Origin of the sequence: Rosistilla carotiformis (assembly GCF_007753095.1) — a bacterium.
In the GTDB taxonomy this organism is placed as follows: Bacteria; Planctomycetota; Planctomycetia; order Pirellulales; family Pirellulaceae; genus Rosistilla; species Rosistilla carotiformis.
Genome location: NZ_CP036348.1, coordinates 3,737,178 through 3,758,554, shown reverse-complemented (window position 1 = coordinate 3,758,554; position 21,377 = coordinate 3,737,178). Strand labels below are relative to the sequence as shown.

Annotated in this window: 9 protein-coding genes; 4 read left to right on the top strand and 5 right to left on the bottom strand. The window is 58.1% G+C overall.

What is annotated here, in order from left to right; genetic code table 11:
• The first annotated feature begins 985 nt into the window (after positions 1–985).
• Positions 986–9,337: a choice-of-anchor Q domain-containing protein gene (locus Poly24_RS13585; RefSeq protein ID WP_145096063.1), complete on the top strand. Its 8,352-nt coding sequence runs from the start codon at positions 986–988 to the stop codon at positions 9,335–9,337.
• 525 nt (positions 9,338–9,862) lie between these two features.
• Here Poly24_RS13585 and Poly24_RS13580 read toward each other — a convergent pair.
• The 5 genes from Poly24_RS13580 to Poly24_RS13560 all read right to left on the bottom strand — a co-directional run bounded on the left by Poly24_RS13580 (position 9,863) and on the right by Poly24_RS13560 (position 17,612).
• Complete coding sequence (locus tag Poly24_RS13580) at positions 9,863–10,717, bottom strand: M15 family metallopeptidase (RefSeq protein WP_197451884.1); 855 nt, start codon at positions 10,715–10,717, stop codon at positions 9,863–9,865.
• A gap of 73 nt (positions 10,718–10,790) precedes the next feature.
• On the bottom strand, positions 10,791–12,458 hold the full coding sequence (locus tag Poly24_RS13575) for a LamG domain-containing protein (RefSeq protein ID WP_145096057.1): 1,668 nt from the start codon (positions 12,456–12,458) through the stop codon (positions 10,791–10,793).
• A 331-nt stretch (positions 12,459–12,789) separates the two neighbouring features.
• Complete coding sequence (locus Poly24_RS13570; protein WP_231753644.1) at positions 12,790–13,074, bottom strand: hypothetical protein; 285 nt, start codon at positions 13,072–13,074, stop codon at positions 12,790–12,792.
• Positions 13,075–14,018: 944 nt separating this feature from the next.
• On the bottom strand, positions 14,019–16,262 hold the full coding sequence (locus tag Poly24_RS13565; RefSeq protein WP_145096051.1) for a GH92 family glycosyl hydrolase: 2,244 nt from the start codon (positions 16,260–16,262) through the stop codon (positions 14,019–14,021).
• Positions 16,263–16,319: 57 nt separating this feature from the next.
• Positions 16,320–17,612 (bottom strand): glycosyltransferase family 4 protein, encoded by a 1,293-nt coding sequence (locus Poly24_RS13560; protein ID WP_145096048.1) that lies wholly within the window; start codon positions 17,610–17,612, stop codon positions 16,320–16,322.
• Positions 17,613–18,328: 716 nt separating this feature from the next.
• Between Poly24_RS13560 and pnuC the strand changes: the two genes are divergently transcribed.
• From pnuC to Poly24_RS13545, 3 genes are read left to right on the top strand one after another with little or no spacing between them, the layout of a single operon-like run.
• Positions 18,329–18,910 carry a nicotinamide riboside transporter PnuC gene (gene pnuC / locus Poly24_RS13555; RefSeq protein WP_145096045.1) on the top strand — a complete coding sequence of 194 codons (582 nt, stop codon included), beginning with the start codon at positions 18,329–18,331 and terminating at the stop codon, positions 18,908–18,910.
• Positions 18,907–19,887 (top strand): AAA family ATPase, encoded by a 981-nt coding sequence (locus Poly24_RS13550; protein WP_145096042.1) that lies wholly within the window; start codon positions 18,907–18,909, stop codon positions 19,885–19,887. The genes pnuC and Poly24_RS13550 overlap by 4 nt, the downstream gene beginning before the upstream one ends.
• 8 nt (positions 19,888–19,895) lie before the next feature.
• Complete coding sequence (locus tag Poly24_RS13545) at positions 19,896–20,978, top strand: ADP-ribosylglycohydrolase family protein (protein WP_197452588.1); 1,083 nt, start codon at positions 19,896–19,898, stop codon at positions 20,976–20,978.
• Positions 20,979–21,377 lie beyond the last annotated feature (399 nt).

Below are 21,377 nucleotides of genomic sequence, written 5' to 3'. Positions count from 1 at the left end.
GCTTGCAAACGGCGAACGAAATCGTAAAGGTCGTCGAAACCTCGGCTCCATTGCTCCGCATGCATGATGAGTAGGGCAGCGACGAAGTGGAGTCCCCGCGTGCGGCGAGTTCCCCGGGCGATTGTGCAAACAGAGGACACGAAACGGGCCCCGACACACCAAGGGTTTACGGCAGCGCATCGGATGGTCTTTGCAGATGAAGCCCCGTGATCTCTTGGTGAGTAAAACGCTTCGACCCGCAAACGCTACGGATGTTGAAACGCTTGCTGCGGTGAGGGGGCAGTCTTCGTTTCCGCAAGCGAACGATGGGGTTGGGAGCATCGACAATCCGCGCTGCTGATTGCATGTTTCGCGATGGGGGGAGCTTCGGTGCAACGGGCGCTTTGGATTGTCGTGCGATCGCAGCGACAGTCAACGAGGTTGCTGACGTTCACGCGTTCATTGTTAACACGGCAACCCGTCATACCGCTTGCGGCACAGTCGATGGGATGCCTGCGGAAGTGGTGAGGCCAAGCAACTTCGTGCATCCCCGATCGGCGCGCCTCCCGGGCTCGAAAACTCGTGCGCGGCTTCGATTGCGTCGGCCCCACTCCAACGCCCCTTTGCCACAGTCAAGAAACTCGCGACCGGTCCGCTTCTTGCATTGGTTCACATCTTTCCCTATCCAATCCTGCGCTGGACTTCCATCTAGCCCACAGTACTGGCAGTCCGACGATTCCACTTGCCTTTCCCCACCGCACGCGTCGGTTCACCAAAACTTCCCCCATAGTCCTGGCATGCATCGGCAATCGACATGCCTTGATGCGCGTCTTTGTGCCTGTGAGCGTCCCCAGTTGGAATATTCGCCGCTGGATTAGAAAAAATCATATTTATTGCATAGGGATCCCTTCTCCAATCATTAAACTCGTCTACTCGCTCCCATTGGAACTAGTTGACGATGTGGCGCCGATGACGACCGTGCTGGCTAAGACCCCCAAGGCGCAAGATGCTCTCTGCGAAAAAATATATCGACGGCTTCACTTCACGAATTTCGGAAAAGCGCAAGACGCGAGGGGCTCGCACCGCGTCGCGGACACGTCGCCGATTGGGATTGCTGGAGCAATTGGAAGATCGGCGTGTGCTGGCGACCTTCCCGCCGGTCGATGTTAGTGGACTGATTTCCAGTATCAATACCGCCAATGCCAACGCGGAAGACGATGTGATCGATCTGGGGGGCGGAACATTTACGCTCACAGCGATTGACAACGATCCGAGTGGGCCGAATGCTGGCGATGCGGCGAACGGGTTGCCGGTGGTTAGGGCGGATGGTGGTAATTCGCTGACGATTATGAACGGCACCATCGAACGGGATCAGACGGGCGGCACGCCGGAATTTCGGATTCTCAGCGTCGGCGGCGGGGCGGATCTCACGATTCAGGACACCGTCATTCAGGGCGGCGATCTGTCGTCATCCACCAACACGGACCTCGGCGGAGGAATTCGCTCGACCGGCACGCTGACCGTCATCGGAAGTTCGCTCACGTCCAATACTCCCAGCGGCCTGGAGAGCAGCGGGACAGCGACGATCATCAATAGCACCATTGCGGCAAATACTGGCGCCGGAATCGTAAACAAAGGGTCGATGTCGGTTGCAAACACAACAATTTCCGGCACCTTGGGCGAATCGAGCAACGGATTGCTTAACTACGGATTATTGGGAAAAAACGCCGATTTGGCGGTACTGAACAGCACCATCGCGAACAACTCTGGGTGGGGGATCACGAATTCCACAATTTTGTTTGGCAACGCAACTTTGTCCATCCACAATAGCATTCTGTCGGGCAACACGGGCGGCGACTTCTCCGCAACAGGGTCGGGCGGAGGACCATCGACCAAGACCGGCAGCAACAACCTGGCGGATCAGGCGAACTTCCCCGGCCGCATTGCCGCCGTCACGAACTTCGATGCCAGCCTGGCCGACAACGGCGGTCCCACGCAGACTCACGCCCTGCTGCCCGACAGCAACGCCATCGACGCCGGCGACAACGCCTTCGCCATCAATCCCGGCCCCGACGCCACCATCGGCGGTGGCGACGACACGCCGCTGGTCATGGACCAGCGAGGTACGGGATTCGCCCGAATCGTTGGCGGCACGGTCGACATCGGCGCGTTTGAATTCTTTGTCGAAACGCCCAGTCTGGTCGTGACCACCAAAAGCGATGTCGTCGACAACACCGACAACCTGACCAGCCTGCGGGAAGCGATTGCGTTTGCGAATCAGACACCCAATACGCTGGACGAAATCACTTTCGGCGACGGCAGCAGCCTGACCGGTGGAACCGACTTTACAAATCTCAATGCGGACACCATCACGCTCGGAGGCACAGAACTGACGATCTCTTCCGACATCACCATCACCGGCCCCGGAGCCGACCTGCTGACAGTCAGTGGCAACGATGCCAGCCGCGTGTTTGATATCGCGAACGGCGATCACGACGTGACGCTCGATTCGTTCTCGATTGCCGACGGAAGCGTTGGGGGTAGTTTCGGCGGCGGAATTCGCAATCATTCGACCGGCACGCTGACGATCACCGACGCGGTTGTGTCCGACAGCAGCGGTGGCTCCGGTGGAGGCATCTACCAGGCGGACGGCACACTCCACGTGGAACGCACCACGTTGCGCAACAACACGGGCACTCACGACGGTGGCGGGATCTACATCGATGGTGGTACTGTGTCGCTGGTCGACAGTTGGGTGGCGGATAACACGGCTGCCGGTTTATCTGGCGGCGGAATCCGCCTCAACGGCGGCACGCTCACGGTGATCGGCAGCACGATTTCCGGAAACATGGCAACGACCGGTTATGGCGGGGGGATCAACTCGTCCGGCACCGTCGCCATTATCAACAGCACCGTCTCCGGCAACACGGCGAATTCACTTGGTGGCGGAATCTTCAGCGGCGGATCGCGTTCGTTGACCGTGGTCAACTCGACCGTAACCGGCAATACCGCTGGCAGCGCTTCCAGCGGTGGCGGCATCCGTCAGAGTTCCACTAGCACGGTCACGATCGTCAACAGCATCGTGGCCGGCAACACGACTGGCGGAGCAACACCCGACGACATTAGCGGAACGATCGACACCACGAACTCCGCATCCAACATCGTCGGCGACTCTGGTTCCGCCGGCGGACTGACGGACGGCACCAACAACAACCAGGTCGGCGTCGACGCGGGCACCGTCCTCGCAACGAACCTCGCCGACAACGGCGGCCCCACGCGAACCCACGCCCTCGTCGCCAACTCCCCTGCCATCGATGCGGGGGACAACGATCTGGCCACCGACAATGGCACGTCCGGCGGGATGGCCCTGGCGACCGACCAGCGTGGTGAGAATCGCATCCTCGGCGGCACGGTCGATATCGGCGCGTTTGAATTGACGCCCCCCGCGCCGAAGAACGTGAACCTGTCACTCAGCAGCAATACGGGTACCGAAGCCGCTGAAACAATCATCACGGTGACCGCCACGGCGGATTCGCCAGTCAGTAGTGATCAAACGGTGGTGGTCAATGTCACCGGCACCGGCATTACGTCGAGCGACTTCGATCAACTGACGGCCACGATCACCATCTCGGCCGGATCGAACACCGGCACGGCGGACTTCACCATTCAGAACGATACGCTGGTCGAACCGACCGAAACGGCGATCTTTATCCTCTCGAATCCCTCCGCCGGCCTGACGCTGGGCGCGACCACGTCGGGCACCGTTGCGATCACCGACAACGATACGTACGACACGGAAGTCACGCTTGTTTCAGGTGTGTTGACGATTCAGGATATCAACGGCGGCACGTCCAGCGACGACCTGAGCATCAGCTACGCCGGAGGAACTTACACGATTACCGACAACGGTGGATTGGCCATCACGACCGGGATTGCCGGGGCAACAGGTGATGGCACGGATACCGTCACGATTCCAGGATCAGGTGTGACCGGGATTCGGTTTGATCTGCTGGGTGGCGATGACCTGGTCACCGTTACTAGTGTTCAGGCGGCGTTATCTGGTGGGTTCACCATTACGGGGGGAGCAGGTTTCGACCGGGCGGTTGTGGACGGCACGATCGCCACCACCGGGATCGGAGCGGTGAACATCACGACTTCGGGACCAATTGTCCTGAACAGTGGTTCCAGCGTTACGACAGTCAACGGCGGCATTACGCTCGATGCGAATTCGGCGGGTGCTCAAATGGCGCGCTTCATCGGGTTGGACGCAAACAACACCCTGATTCAAACGACGGGAACTGGCAATATCCAGCTACTGGGCCACGGCGCGGCCACTGACAGTGGCACCTCGGACCTTTACGGCGTCGACCTGCGAGGCGGGACTCGTGTCCGTTCGACAGCGACCGGTTCCAGTGCGGGAATGATCGCGATCACCGGGGTCGGCGGAAATGCGGCGGCCAATAATTTCGGCGTGCGAATTCTGGGCAGCACCACGGAGGTCAGCAGTGTCGATGGCGACATCCTGATCAACGGGACGGGCGGCAACGGATCGAGCTTGAACAATCATGGTATTTTAGCGAGTGGCGGAAGAATCGAATCGACAGGTGCGGGGGAGAACGCAGCCTCGATCGTCATCACCGGAATCGGCGGCCGCGGCCCGACTGGAGATGACGGTGTACGAATCGATGGTTTTCAGGTAAGCAGCGTAGCTGGCGAGATCACGATCACTGGCACTGGCAACGGAGAAGCACCTGATTTCCGGGCCAGTGGCGCCAGCATTATCGGCGGCGGGACCGCCACGGGCGCGATCACGATCAACGCCAATTCGATCGCGTTGCAGGGCACCACCAATGTTCAGTCGACCGCTGCGTTGACCATCCAGCCTCGCACGGCGGGTACGACCATCGGCATCGGCGGCGGCACGGGCGATCTAAACCTCGACGACACGGAACTGGGAATGCTCAGCGACGGTTTCAGCAGCATCACGATCGGCGATGCCAGCAGCGGTGACATCGACATCAACACCGCGACATTCCATGACGCGTTGAACCTGATCACCGGCGGTGAGGTCCATGATCTTACTGGCGCAGATCTCAACATGTCCGGTGGCGACACAGTAACCGTTGATGGCACAGTTACTCCCGGTCAATCGCCCGGTGTTCTAGAGGTCACTGGCGACTTTGCTTTTGCAGACGACAGCACCTTCGAAGTCGAAATTGGTGGGACTTCGCCGGGGACTACCAACAACAATCACGATCAGATCGACGCCTCGGGTTCCGTCAGCATTGGATCGGGCGTTGTCCTGGATCTGGTCGCCGTCGGATCTTTCGCGATCCAACGCGTCGGTGGCGAATCATTCGAGATCATCAACCGCACGGGCGGAACGGGGATGTTTGACGGGCTGGACGAAGGCGACACCGTGAGTACAAACTTCTTCGGCTCCGGCCTCTCGGCCACCATTACCTACCTGGGTGGCGACGGCGACGATGTGGTGATCCAAGTGGAACCGCCGCAGGCGGACATCTCGATCACCAAAGACGACGGGGTCACTTCCGCAGTCCCTGGCCGGGACGTGCTTACGTACACCATCGTCGTCAGCAACGCCGGACCGAACGATGACCCTGCCGTTTCGGTCACCGACGTCATTCCTGCGGCGCTAACGGCCACATATACCGCCAGCGCCTCAGGCGGCGCGTCGGGCAACACCGCTGCAGGTTCAGGAGACCTATCCGAATTGCTCAGCCTGCCTGCTGGCAGCTCAGTGACTTATACCGTGACCGCGAGTATCGATCCGAGCGCGACCGGAACGCTGGCCAATACTGCCACCGCGACCGCTTCTGTCGTTGACCCCGACGGCACGAATAATACCGCGACGGACGACGACACGGTGCTGATGCCTGCGGCGGATTTGTCGATCACCAAGACCGACGGCCAGGGCACTGCGATTCCAGGCGATTCGGTAACTTATACGATCGTGGTCACGAACAACGGCCCCAGCGACGTGACGGGGGCAACGGTGTCCGATACCTTCCCAGCCATCTTATCGGGAGTTACCTACACCAGCGTGACCACAGGAACCGTCAATGGTAACACGGCCTCCGGTTCAGACGACATCAGCGATACCGTGGACATGAGCGTTGGTGCCACGATCACTTACACCGTGACTGGAACGATCGATTCCGGAGCGACCGGATCGTTGGCCAATACGGCGACGGTATCTAGCGCCATCGATACGAATTCCGCGAACAACAGCGCGACGGATACCGATACGCTCACGCCGCAGGCGGACATCTCGATCACCAAAGACGACGGGGTCACTTCCGCCGTCCCTGGCCAGGACGCGCTTACCTACACCATCGTCGTCAGCAACGCCGGACCGAGCGATGATCCTGCGGTTTTGGTCACCGACGTCTTTCCTGCGGCGCTAACGGCCACATATACCAGCATCGCCTCAGGCGGCGCGTCGGGCAACACCGCTGCAGGTACAGGAGACCTATCCGAAACGCTCAGCATGCCTGCCGGCAGCTCAGTGACTTATACCGTGTCCGCGAGCATCAATCCGAGAGCGACCGGAACGCTCTCCAATACCGCCATCGCGACCGCGTCTGTCACTGACTCCGACGTCACGAATAACTCGGCGACCGATAATGACACGTTGTTGACACCAATGGCCGACCTGTCGATCGTGATGTCGGACAGCCCGGATCCTGTGGCCCCTGGCGGAACGCTGACCTATTCGTACAACGTCGTGAATAATGGACCTAGCGCGGCACAGGGTGCAACACTTTCGTTCTCACTGGATCCGGCTTTGACACCTTCGCGCTCCCCTTGGTCGGTTGGGGAGCCGATTGCGCCCGGTCAAGGCGCGTTTCTCGTCTTCACTTCTACAGTCGCTGTGGCTGCGACCGGGACGCTAACCAGTGGCGTCACTGTCTCGTCATCGACGCCCGACCCGGATACGAGCAACAACTCCGACTTAGGGATCACTCAGGTTGGCGGGTTGGACTATGGTGACGCACCGACAGGTGGCGTCATTGGGTCACCACCCGACAGCTATCCAACCTTGATCGCTCAAAATGGAGCTCGCCACGTAATCGTTCCAGGAGCCCCCGTCCTTGGTGCCGGCATCGACAAAGAAGCCGACGCCCAGCCCAATGCAACCGCCACCGGAGACGACGCGGATGCCGAGGGTGACGACGAAGATGGCGTCGCGTTTGATTCCGATCTGATCGCCGGAGCCCTTGCCGATATCACCGTCACGGCCAGTGCCGCTGGCGGATTGCTCAATGCGTTTGTCGACTTCAATGCCGATGGCGATTGGGCCGATGCGGGCGAACAAATCTTTACTGACCAGCCCTTGGCCGCCGGCGCAAACTCGCTCTCCTTTACCGTGCCCGCCGATGCGATGCCAACCGGGACCTTTGCTCGATTCCGAATCGACACCGGGGGCGGATTGTCTTATGACGGGCAGGCAGCGGACGGTGAAGTCGAAGACTATGCCGTCGAGATTCAGATACGCACGGTTGATTTGCAGGTCAGCACCACTGCGGGCAGCGAAGCGGGCCAGACCCAGATCACGGTTACGGCGAAAGCCGATGGTCCCGTCATCGGCAATCAAACGGTTGACATAGCCGTTACAGGCACCGATATCGAGCTAAGCGATTACACACTATCAGGAACTCAGATCCAGATCGCCGATGGCGAGACCGAGGGCAGTGTCACGTTCACCGTTCTAAACGACGATCTTGTTGAAGCGGCGGAAACCGCCACGTTGACGATCTCGGGACCATCGACCGGGATTCAATTGGGTGCCACGACGTCAACCGACATTGTTATCGCCGACAACGATTATGCCACGCTGTCGATCGATGACGCGGAGATTCTTGAAGGCAACAGCGGGGAAACGTTGATGCAATTCACCGTCACGCTCAACGGTCAATTGTCGACAACGATCAGTCCCGGATTCGAAACGATCGATGGATCGGCAAGTGGTGGTCATGTACCAAGCGTCGATTATCAAGATGCCAACAGCCATCTTAGCTTCAGTCCTTCGACCGCCACGACACAAACCAAGACGATCACAATCAAGATCAACGGCGATACGGAGATCGAACCGGACGAAACGTTTGACGTGGAATTGTCGCCGCTAGACAATTCTTCCGGCTTGGACATTCGCGTCGTCCCTGGTAAAGGTCGCGCGACCGGAACGATTCTCAATGACGACGTGCCCCTGGGGCCTCAACTGTTCTTCAAGCAGGTGCTCGACGAGCGTGTCTGGTTGGGCGTCAATGACATCTCGCCCGACGGCATCATCGTCTTCGCGTGGGGGACCGAAACCGGCGAGACCTACCTGCCTCAGTATGGAGTCACGCTGGGCATTGCCAATGCGACACTTATTTCATTGGCCGAAGGGGGCGCCGACGGCACGACGTCGGGAATCATTCCGATTCCCTTTACCCCCGAAGGTCAAGCTTACCTGTTCCAAGCCTTTGAGATGGCTCCCAATCCGCAGGTAACCAACGTCTTGCCGCTGAACATCGCCGGTTCGCCGGTGGCCGTGATGTCGAACAACGCCGCTCCAGAACCGATCGCGGAACTCCCCAACTTCACCGCAACGGTCGGGAAGCCCTTCGAATTCGATATCGCCGACGATCCCTTCGTCGATCCCGATTCGGAAACGCCGTTGTTCTACAACGCCCGTCAAACCGATGGAGCGCCGCTACCCGAATGGCTCGACTTTGATCCGGCGAACCTCTCGTTCCACAGCCACGCGATCCCGGAATCGGGCCAATGGTCGATCACGGTTACCGCAACGGATCGCGGCACCCCGGTTCAATTCACCAGCACCACGTTTGTGTTGCGTGCCATTGCCGATCGGAGCGTTTGGCAAAACCGTTCGGAAGCTGTCGATGTCAATGGCGATGGCAACACGACGCCCGTCGATGCCTTGATCGTCCTGAATCACTTGAACTCCGTGGACGATCCCTCGCTTTCGGCGCAGCGTGCCGACGGCGAATTCCAGATCGACGTCAACGGCGACCATCAGGTGACTCCTATCGATGCCTTGCGTGTCCTCAATTGGTTGAATCAGTCGGCCGCGGCTTCCAACGTATTGGTGGCACCGTCGGGAGAGTATCACGGCGACGAAGAGGAGCATGCAGAATCGGCGAACTTGAACGATGCCGCGTTTGCAAACGCACCAAAGATTGGCTCCCTTGACAGTTTTTCGGTTACCACGGCGTTTTCCCAAACGCACGACGGAGCGAACGTCGACGAAGTCAATGACCAAGACGACCAGCAGGAGAGCAAAGAGGAATACGAGGAACGCGTCGATAAGATTTTCGCCGACGTTTTCTAGTTCGACCTCCTGGAATGGGTGGGAAACGGGAGACGTCTGGCTTGTTCTCCCGTAACTCTCCCCCACGGAAGCGAACGACACGCGAACGGTTGCGATCGGGAAAGGCACAACAAGTCGGTACGCCGGCGGCGGCATCCCATACGGCGTTCCGACATGTTGATTCCCAACGCGTTAAAAAAACGCATCGAGACGCATGACCTGTATTGGAACTTGGTGCATCCGGATCGATGCCGGCCGTCCCGTGTCGAGGATGAGGGAAATACGCTGGCATAACGCCCCGAATTCCGCAGACGAATGAACACATAACCGTCGCAGGGCAGACGGAAATCGCTTCCGCGTCCCAACCTGTCCCGAGGGGGAAGCTCCAATCCATTGCATCGCCCAGGCCAAAGCGTAGCAAGCCCGGCGATCGAAGCGCCGGCCTGCGGGGGCTCATCCGCCGAATGCGTCGGCTAGCCACCATCGTTATGCCCGTGGATAACGCGAAGTTACGCGAAACAACGACAAGCAAAGTCTCATCCTGTCTTAGATCGATGTCGTCGCACGTTGCGTTGCTGCGGCGATCTCCTGCTCGATCGCGTCGAGAGGATTCAGGGGACGGAGTGGTTCGTCGTACGGAGTGACTCGATTGGTTTGCGGATCCCAGTGAACTGGTCCGTAGCGGGCGGGAGCGGGGTGACCGCTGAGAATGTTTCCCATCGCATCGCCTTGGTTGTAATGCCAGAACTCGAACGGGAAGTGCATGAAGCCATGAGCTTCCATGATTGCGGTGATCTCCAATCGGTTCTGCAGATCATCGGCCTCGATAAACGGCGACCGCATCGGCGTTCGCTCGCTCATCTCCAGGTAAGGATTGCCACGCCAGACCTCGCTGCCGTCGTCGCGGCGGAAGACTGAGATATCGACAGCCGATCCCGACATGTGCGTCCCGATTTTCGGAATGTTGGCGATCAATACCGTCGCCCGACGAAAGACAAGTTCCGTCGGGGGAAGCTGGCCGCCGTTTTCCCAGATGCACTTCTTCAGGATCGCATCAAACAACTCCGGCTTGCGGACCAACTGACTCTGCATGTCCTGGGATCGATAGCCGTCTTCGATCTTCAAAATCCAGCCGCGATCGTTCATCGCACGACCGATGTCCATCAGTTTGTTGACCAAGCCTTCGCGGATGAAAAAGACTCGCTCGAGTTCGCCAGCGATCTTCGATTCAGAGAACTGCATCTCGATACCAGCTCGTTCTGCCGCATCGGGCAGCGACGCGAAGCCCTCGCCACATTCGTGAACCTCGAAGGGGATGACCTGTTGGATCAGGTCGTAGCCCAGCTGCATTTGCTGAGCCCAATAGTCACGTCGCGAAGGGACGGCCGAAGTTGTCTTCAATGGATCCATCCGTGATGTCGATTGGAGTTGTGGTGTCGTCGAATGTTGATTGTTGAACGGCCAAACGATGGTGCTATGGCGATTCAGTGTTAGCAAGCTGCTCGATTTCATCATTTGTCAACGCACGATTGTAGACTCGTAGATCGCTCATCTTGCCGTTGAAGTAATCGTGCGCACCGAAGCCGATCTGAAGCGGGCGGTCGTTGGAAATGTTGAAGTCGTCCTCATTATAGACAGCCGACGTTGCAACTTGCTTGCCGTTGACATGCAGCCGTAATTGCTTCCCGTCGCGTACCGCGGTCAAATGCACCCAACCGCTTGGCAAGGCATGATCGCAGCTGACGTTGCGGCCGATCTCGATCGAATGGACACGCCCCGAAGGCAACGTCCCGGCGAACAACCGCCCCTGGAATACGGCCATCGTCCACGTGCGGCGGTAGCGGACATCCGGTGTGTGATCCAGGCGTCCGACTTGCGTCCAATTTGGATCGTCGAAGCGATAGACTTCGGCAAGCGGCAAGGTGCCGCCATACATCTTGCCGTTGTAGACCATCAACGGCATCGTCTCCAACTCTTCGCCCAACTGCCCCGCGGCAAACCAGTTCTTGCCGCCGCCCCAACGGAACACTTTCGCGTTGGGCCACTCGCTGACATACAAATCGCCACGGTGCGTTGCGAAGCCATACGTTTGATTGGCACCTTCTAAGATGCCCAGGTGTTCCCACCGCTCGCCATCGTAACGATAGACGGCTCCTTCGTCGTATCCGCTGGCGAAGATCGCACCGTTGTAGACCTTCAGCGATTCGACCCGCTTACCGTCGGGCGTGCCGCACGACGTCCACTCGGTTCCACCTTCGTAGCGAAAGAAGCCAGCGGGAGCGTACAGCGAACCGGCGTACAGCTGTCCGCGATAGACCACCAAGCCGTTGATCGCTTCGGTCTCCGGCAACGTGCCGCAATAGGTCCAACGGTCATCGCCATCGTAGCGATAAACTTTACCGCCGAGATTGGGGTTCTCCGATTCTTCCAACGACGATCCGCCCAAGCGATACTTGCTGACACCGGCGTACAGCTTGCCGTCATAGACAGCGAACGCCGAGACCGCGTTGCATTTGTCGGGACTTCCGCAATCGGTCCACGTTTTCCCGTCGTAGCGAAAGACGCGTCCCGATTGCGCCGGGCCAGCTTCGCATGTTCCCGCAAACAACTGTCCCTGGTAGACCGCCATTCCAAAGATCATCACCGCGTTGCCGAGCTGCCCATGATCGGTCCACTGGCCAACTGGTGATCCGTTGTCGATGCCGAAGTGCAGATGGCGATCGTTTGCTTGCGATGAAGTGACGCCCGAGTAGTTCTGGATGCTGAAGTTGAACCCACGTCGGCTGACCGGATCATATTTACTGACAAGATCGCCCAGCACGTCATCCAATTCCGCGGCGGTATTCACCCACATGCCGATCGAAAAGTCGTTCCCTGCGAAATCGAGCGACGGGCTGTCAGCGACTTCGACAAAACTCTTGCGGCCATCAAAACCGCCCGCCGTCTCCGCTTTGCCATCGCGTCCGGAGGCCTTGAGATCGACGCCACGATTTGTTCCGTGGTTCTCATGCTCGGAGTGGTCAGCAACATCGCCCGACAGTTTCCAGTGTCCGACAGGTCCCGGCGGATCAGCCAACGCAGAGGCTGTACAAAAGCTGCTCACGCAGAGGATCGCCGGAAACAGTTTCTGTCGCACAGTCATCGCAAGATGCTCCTTCAAGGGTAAGTCTCGTTGTCGTCTGGGCACCGACTATAACCGCTTCGCAAGACCGATGCGATCAACATGCGTTGTGCGCTCTGGACAAATTCGCGTTTCGATTTGCCGTATCCACAGGCACGCACAAACCGTTCGAAGCAGCGCGGATATCACCGCATAACGACAATGCCGCGTTGCTCCCCCGTGACACCCGCGCAAGGATGCACCGCGCGCAGCTCACCGTCTCCTGAGTTCGAATTGGCGTTTCGGAAGCGTTGACCAGCACAGACGGTGCGAGGGGCAATTCGAGAGCCGCAGCAACGGCAGGTGCGGAAACTCACGTCGGTTCGGCGAGCACCTTTCCGGTTCGGGCGTCCACGCGGTGCAGTCGACTCACATCTCCCAATGCCCCATCGACGTATTTTAAAGAGACCAACCAATACGGATTGTCGGGCACATTCGTCGCCACCATCTCGCGAAGGATTTCAGGATCATGGACACCGTTTTCGCTGTACAGTTTCGCGTAGAACTCCTGCTCACGACGAAGCTTCGGCGTATCGATGAAGACAGCCGAGCACTTGGTGCCCGGCGGAACGTTGCCGAAGTGATCGATCACAATCATGATCGCGGCTTTTTGATCGATTTCTCTGCTCGTCAACTCTTGCTCCTGACGCTCGACAACTGCGCAACTGAAAACCACAGCCCGCTCCGCAAGCCGTGCTGGTTTTACAGCAGTCTACCACAAACCGTATGCAAGCCAGAGTGAGGCTTCGCGGCCTTGGGCAAGCCGCCTTCGGAAGAGACCTCTCGTGCTGGGGAAAAGACGGCTCTCACGGAGGCACTAAGGCACGGAGTTTTGGCGAACTGCAGACAGACAAATTCGCTTGCCTCTGAGCCTTCGTGCCTTTGTGCCTTTGTGAGAGACATCTCCATGCTGGCGAACAGACGTTTCTCACTGAGGCACTGAGGCACGGAGTTTTAGCAAGTTCATTTAGACAAACTCCCTTTCCTCTGTGCCTTCGTGCCTTTGTGAGAGAAATCATCATGCTGGGGACAAAACGTTTCTCACGGAGGCACCAAGGCACGGAGTTTTGGCGAGTTGCAGACAGATAAATTCGCTTTCCTCTGTGCCTTCGTGCCCTTTGTGAGAGAAATCATCATGCCGGGGAACAAACGTTTCTCACGGAGGCACCAAGGCACGGAGTTTTGGCGAGTTGCAGACAGATAAATTCGCTTTCCTCTGTGCCTTCGTGCCCTTTGTGAGAGAAATCATCATACAGGGAAAAGACGTATCTCACGGAGACACTGAGGCACGAAGTTTTGGCAAGTTCATTTAGACAAACTCCCTTTCCTCTGTGCCTTCGTGCCTTTGTGAGAGTCATCTCCATGCTGGCGAACAAACGTTTCTCACGGAGGCGCTAAGGCACGGAGTTTTGGCCGAGTTACAGAATGATAAATTCGCATCCCTCTGTGACTTCGTGCCTTTGTGAGAGACATCATCATGCAGACGTACAGACTGCTATTACGGAGGCACTGAGTTTTCGTGACGTGGTATTGAGCTATGGATCAACATTCGCTGACGCTTACCGACGGCGGGCGTTTGGTGGTCCAGGCGGTCCGTTTGGCGGTCATTTCCAGGTGCAGGGTCGCGCCGGCGGCGATGTCCTGCCAGCGAAGGTAGGGACGCTGTAGCGGTTTGCCGTTGAGTGTGGCGGAGGCGACGTATTTACGCTCCGCCGACGTTTCAGATGCTTCGATCGTGAAGATGCTGCCGTTCCCTAACCGCAATTGGCTGCGTCGGAAGATTGGCGACCCGATCAGGTAGACGTTCTGGCCGGCGACGGGAAACAGGCCAATCGCGTTCCAGACATACCAAGAACTCATCGCTCCCGAATCGTCATTCCCGACCATCCCACCGGGACTGTCACCGTACATTTGAGCCATCCCCGCACGAACGATCTCGCAGGTCCGATCGTGCCGACCGGCATAGACGTAGGCGTACGGAACTTCCATATCCGGTTCGTTATTCAAACCTTCAAATCGCCCCAACGCGTAACCTTCGGCCATCTCTTCGGCCGACGGTTGGCGACCGGGGATCGAAACGTCGGGAGCCCCGAATCCGAAGAACCGATCGAGATCGGCGACGAATTTTTCGTCCCCACCATGCAACGCGATCCGCCCCGCCATGTCGTGCAACAAACGGAAACTGTAGTTCCAGAGCGTCCCCTCGTAATAGGTCGATTCACGCAGCAGCCCATTGTCGTCATAAGCGTTGGACCATCGGCCCGCCAGCCGCATCATCTTCGTCGCTGTCGCGTCGTCGCCAATGCTTTGAGCAACTTGCGCGGTGCAGTAACAACCGTAAGCCAGGTCGAGCGTATGCGTGATCGGATGGACGACGCCGTCTTGCAAAAAGGCTTCGCCATACGCGCGGCCAGCATCTTTCCACATCATCGTCACGGCACGGTCCCAGTCGATTCCCTCCAAGCCGCGGTTGAAGGCATCGGCGATCACGACGTGCGCCAGCGCACTGGCCTGATGCGCGAATCGGTCGTACCCGCGTGCTAGCCGATAACCGATTGGAAAATTGCCTTCCATTTCGACGACAGTCAGCATTGAGTTAATCAAGTCGGCGCCGTGCTGCGGGAAGAGCGACAGGACCAGCGGCAGCTGTGTCTTGTACATGTCCCACATCGTGCTGAAGTCGAAATAGAAGGGACCGTCCCAGGGCCAAAACGGCGATTCGTCGTTCGCTTCGCACGGCTTGATCAAGCTGTGATAAAGAGCCGAATAGAAGACGCGGCGTTCGGTTTCCGTGCCGCCGCTGACGTCGATTCGCCCGAGCTTTTCGTCCCAACACGACTCCGTCACGGTCCGAGCGGAGTCGAAATCGCGTGCTCCACCGGACAGACTTCGCCACGCTTGTTGTCGACTGCGGAAGGAGAAGGCGACGTGAACTTCGACAACTTGTCCTTCTTCGGTTGGGCCGCTGAAAACGACTCCAAAGGGTTGATAGTTCGATTCGCGGATGTAGTCGTACGACTTTTCACGCTCGCCGGTCAACGGTTCTCCCGCCACCCAAAGGCTCGACTCAAAATCGGCGGGACCAAAGCCATGCACCTCCACAGCGGCCCGAATCGGCAGCCCTTCCATCGTCACGCAAGCTTCAGCGGTCCGCGTGCCGAGTAAACGAAATTCGGCGCGCAGAGGAATCGTCCGGCCATCTTCGATATGAATGCCGCCGTGCGAAAAATCGACCGCCAAAGACGCACGTTCCGACTTGGGAAAGGTATAGCGATGCACGGCGCCACGCGGCGTTACAGTGATCTCAGCCCGGATCCCTGACTTGTCCAAGCGGCATGCGTAGTAACCGGGCGATGCCTGTTCATCCAACACCTCCCATGCCGTTCCCAACGCACCCAGACCACCGATTTCCGCCGTCAGCGGCGTGACGCGACAGTAGTTGTAGTACTTGCGAATCGCGCCGACACCGGAGGGCTGGAAATGGGTGAAGCCGGAGACCAGCATCCGATCGATAAACGGCACCGGCTTGCCTTCGAGCGATTTCCCATAGCGGCCATACCCGGTCGGATAACCGCCGGTGTAGGCCGTCGCACTGACGGTCCCCATTGGCCGACAAGCCCCCGGATGCGTATTGCCAACTTGTGGTTTGGGCCACCACCATTTCGCCGCCAAACCTGTCGGCGGCGGAAGATCCACCGGCTCGGTACCGATGAAGGGATTCACGCAATCGCGTGGCCGCGCGGGCTCATACGTCGATCGCTCCGCCTCGCGATTCTCTTCAAGCATCAGTCTTCGTCGTTCTCAAAAAAGGGGGGCCGGTAGGGAAACATCGGGCGGGGCGGATTACGCAACCGCGCGAATCGCCGGTGCGGAAAGCAAGCGATCGAGGATCACGGCGCGGTCGAAACGCCGAGCGTATTGCTGCGCCGCTCGCGACAAACCGCCTCGATCCCAGTCGGACATCGACGCCACCAAGTTCAACTTGGACGTCAGATCGGCAACGTCGCCGGCAGCATGATACAGGCAATGGTCCCCGGTCGCTTCGGGAATCCCGCCGGTTCGCGTTGTAATCACCGGTCCCAGTCCTCCCGAGAGCATCGCTTCGGCAATTGCGATCCCAAACGTTTCGGTGAATTCGGGACGTGGTTTACTCGGCAGACAATAAGCATAACAGCTGTGCATCAGCGCCAACTTTTCTTCGTCTCCAACGTCATCGAAGAAACGAATGTTGGGATCGCCAGCGGCGAGTTCAATCAAACGGTCGGCATCGGGCCCGGTGCCACAGATCGCTAACACCTTCTTGCCATAAAGTTGACTGGCCCGGTAGGCGCGAATCAGATCGTCCACCCCCTTTGCTTTGCTCAGGCGACTGAGGAACAGTAGGAATCCATCGGGCGAGAGCCCGCGACCTGCGAGCACGCTGGCGTTTTGTTCCGCTTGCTCAGCGACATTCAAGTAGACGCTGGTATCGATCGCGGGATAGCTGATCCGGACCCGCGATTCCAGTTGGTAGGCGAACGTTGTCTTCAGTCGCTCGTCGACCTGTTGGCCCGCTTCGATGATCAACTTCCGCGTGTATTCGCTGACGGCAACCGGCAGATCGTGGGCGAGGTAGTTTTGTAGGACGATCGCGGCGGCTCCAAGCTGTCCAGTGGAGAGAGCGTTTGCGACAACGTTTGTTACATCCGAACCGACAGCTTCGGCGATCGTCGCGGGAGCTTCTCGCGTTCCCATGCCGCGAAGCGTTTCCACACTTTGCATCACCATCTGGCCATGCGGCACGAGGTACAAATTCATGATCGCGGTGCGTCCAGGCAATCGATTCACAAGATCGATCAAGTGACCTGCGATCGCATAGCCGAGTCGACCGTCGAGAACTTTGTAGTCTCCCACCGGTTCGGGACGATCGACGAAGATCCCCGGCGAATAGGGAGCGACTGAATCCAGGGGCTTCAGCGGCAGTCCCGATTCGGCCAAGACATCCAACGGGTAGCTGACGATATGGACGTTTTCGATCCCCGCCGCGCGAGCGGCTTCGGCAAGATTGCGAGCTTCGGTTGAGTGTCCGCAGATAATCGGATCGGCGCGAACAACGAGGATCAGATTCCGATATGGAATACCGCTAGTTTTCGACATCGTATTCCAGTTTGCGTAAGGCATGCGTACAACTCCCGTTAGCAAAGACAGGAACGAATCGAATGAGCACCCCGTGCACCCATTGGCCAGCAAATCCGCCCGTGGTCGATATCAGGCAAAAGGCAACTTCCGCGCCAGTCGTCATTGAATCGCCGTCATTGCGTCGGCAAGATTCGTTCCAAACCCATGTGTGAACGCCACTTACAGCCGCAGATCAAAATGCAGCCGACCTAACGCAGTTCGTCAAATTCACGGCTCGTGCCTAACAAGTAGGCACCCGCTGCGTTATCCGAGTTCCATTAACGACCTGCGATGCCCCGTAGTGGACGAGGTAACGAGTCCCAACTCAACCGGCGTTGCCGTCGCGTTTACAAGGGGACTCGTGACCTCGTCCACTACGGCCGCCTTCGTTCCAATGGCGATACTTTCGTACTGTGCGCTGCAGCGTTCCTAGAAAACGACGCAGCCCGCTTCGTCTGAGAAGTCGAATCCGTCGAACTGCGGCGTTGGGGAAGGGAGCGTAGCTGCGATCCGTAGCGAGGTGGTTCGCATAAGCCACGATCAAACGCCTGCGAAGACGCAATCCCCGCAGGCGTCATTTTCGTTTAGAATTTTCGACGGCGTCCAAATGAAGCGATCGCAATCGAGGGCCAACTGTCGCTACCCTTTGCTTGAGACGCTTTTCCAGAAGTCTGAGGACGGCAAAAACAGCTGTGATGAACTTGATCGAACTTACCGCGACCGGATTCGGTTTCCTGTGCGTCCTGCTAACGATTCGTCGCAGCGTTTGGTGTTGGCCGACCGGCTTGATTCAGGTCCTGCTGTTCATCATCATTTTTTACGATGCGAAACTCTATTCGGATTTGGTGCTGCATGTGATTTACGTCGGACTGCAGTTTTATGGTTGGTACTGCTGGACTCGTGATGATGCGGGGGATGAGAACCTGATCGTAAAGTCGCTTCCGATGTCGTGGCTTGTGGGTTGGATCGCCGTCACGGTTATTGGAACCGTTTCCCTTGGCTGGGCAATGGCGCGATGGACAGATGCCTCGCTCCCCTATCCCGACGCATTTACAACGGTGGCCAGTCTTGTCGCTCAGCTATTGCTGGCTCGACGGTATTTTCAAAATTGGGGATTCTGGATCTGCGTCGACTGCGTTGCTATCTGGGTCTACTATACGAAAGACCTCCACGCGACCGCAGTGCTCTACACTGCGTTTCTGATTCTCGCCACCATCGGCTTCCTGGCTTGGAACAAGCAGCGACGGAAACAGGAAATCGAGGCGATCGCAGCATGACATTGGGCTTAACGTTAGGTAAATATGCACCGTTGCATCGGGGGCACCAAATGGTCATCGAGCGAGCGATTGCCGAGAACGATCACGTGATCGTGGTGATCTACGACGCTCCGGAAGTCACGTCGGTCCCCTTAAGAACGCGAGCCGCTTGGATTAAGACGTTGTACCCGAGCGTCGAGGTCGTGCTGGCCACCGATGGCCCGACCATTGTTGGGGCTGCTCCCGAAATCACCGCCCTTCACGACGCCTACTTGTGCCGGTTGCTCACCGGACGGGACGTTACGCGTTTCTACAGTAGCGAATTTTATGGCAGGCATGTGAGTCAGGCGTTGGGAGCGATCGACTGTCGCGTGGATGAAGCTCGAACACGGATCCCGATTTCGGGGACCGCGATTCGCGAAGCCCCCTATCGGTACCGCAGTTTCCTGGCTCCGATCGTTTATCGCGACCTGATTAAGAAGGTTGTCTTTCTCGGTGCCCCTTCGACGGGCAAGACAACAATCGCTCGCGAACTGGCCGAGCGTTTGAAAACGAAGTGGGTGCCGGAATTTGGTCGCGAGTACTGGGAAACACATCAAATCGACCGGTGCTTAACACTAGGGCAATTGGCTGAAATCGCAGTCGGGCATCGTCAACGCGAAGACGATGTGATCTTGGATGCCGACCGCTATCTGTTTGTCGATACCGACGCAACGACCACGTATCAATTCTCTCTTGATTACCACGGCACAGCAGATCCGACGGTTGAACAGTTGGCTGACGAATGTTCCCGTCGATACCAACTCTGCTTTCTTTGCGACACCGACATCCCCTACGATGACACTTGGGATCGAAGCGGTGAGATGCACCGCAACGATTTTCAAGCGAAGATGGAAGCGGATCTGATTCGCCGCAACATCCGTTTCGTTAAACTTTCGGGTTCGCTACCGCGGCGTGTCAGCCAAGTCATTGAGCATCTACGGGCATTGGATTCATGAGCGTAGTTTTGCAACGCGAAGCCATCGTCGGGTGCATCTTGGGAACCGCCGTCGGCGATGCGATGGGCTTACCCTACGAAGGCATCGCTCCCGATAGAGCTTCCCGCTTACTCGGTCCGCCAGACCGATATCGGTTCTTTTTTGGACGCGGGATGGTTTCCGACGATACCGAACACACCTGCATGGTCGCCCAATCATTGATTGAAGCGGGTGGCGATGTTGATCTCTTCGTCGAGCGATTCGCAACGCGGTTGAAGTGGTGGATCTTGGCGTTGCCCGCGGGAGTCGGAATGGCGACCGCACGTTCGGCGATCAAGTTATGGTTGGGGATGAAGCCAACTTCCGCCGGTGTCTTTTCCGCCGGGAACGGTCCGGCGATGCGGGCAGCGATCTTTGGCGTGGCGATCCCAGACGTTTCCCAAATGCTCGAGATGATCCGAGCCTCGACTCGAATGACGCACACCGATCCCAAAGCAGAATTTGGTGCAATCGCGGTGGCGCTCGCTGCCCGACACTCAGGAGCACATGTCGCCATCGATTCCAACCGTTGGTTCGAACAAGTTCGCGATACACTTGGTAACGAGGCAACGGAGTTGATCGCTCTACTTCGCCGAGCCATCGAAAGCGTGAAGGCTGGTGAGTCGACGCGGCGTTTTGCAGACTCTCTCGGACTCACTCGCGGCGTCACCGGCTACATCGACCACACGGTTCCGGTGGCGATTCATGCCTGGTTGTCGCATCCGAATGACTTTCGCGGCGCAGTTACGAGCATCATCGGTTGTGGGGGAGAAGCAGACACGACAGCCGCGATCGTCGGTGGAATTGTAGGTTCGGGAGTCCGTCGCGACGGCATTCCGAATGCGTGGATCGAGGGAATTGCAGAGTATCCGCGGAGTATCGCATGGATGCAGAAGGTGGCCGAGACGCTCGCCACTGTCGATTTTGCTAAAGCCCCTCAGCAGTGCGGAGCGGTGTCACGCTTCACGACCAAGGCTCCGACAGTTAACCCTATCGCGGTTCTGCTCCGTAATCTGCTGTTCCTGCAAATCGTTCTCTACCACGGCTTCCGCCGCCTCGCCCCGCCCTATTAAACAGTGCTGGGAATCCCGAAGCTCGCCTGCGTGGCTCCCGCTTGCCGAGCACGAGCGATTCGGAACGGGCATGTTTTTGGGGGAGCCAAGAGCAACTGCGAAAGAGATCGACGGCGATTCGTGGTGCTCAAAGGATCGACAGCAACGCTGGGCCCCGCGACAGTTGGACGAGCTACCGAGCACTGCGACAGCACCCCGTCGACGAAAAGAAGCTGGTCGGGCTGTCGGATCAAGTTCTAATCCAGTTCGCCGAAGACGTGTACTTCAATAGTCCCAGTGCCGGTGCGGCGATCGTTGCCGAAGGGAACACCAACGGACGTGTCGCTTGGAAAATTGTCGGCACCAGGTACAACTCCCAAGTGTTGATGACGAATGAAGGGCTGTCTCGACGACGAACGT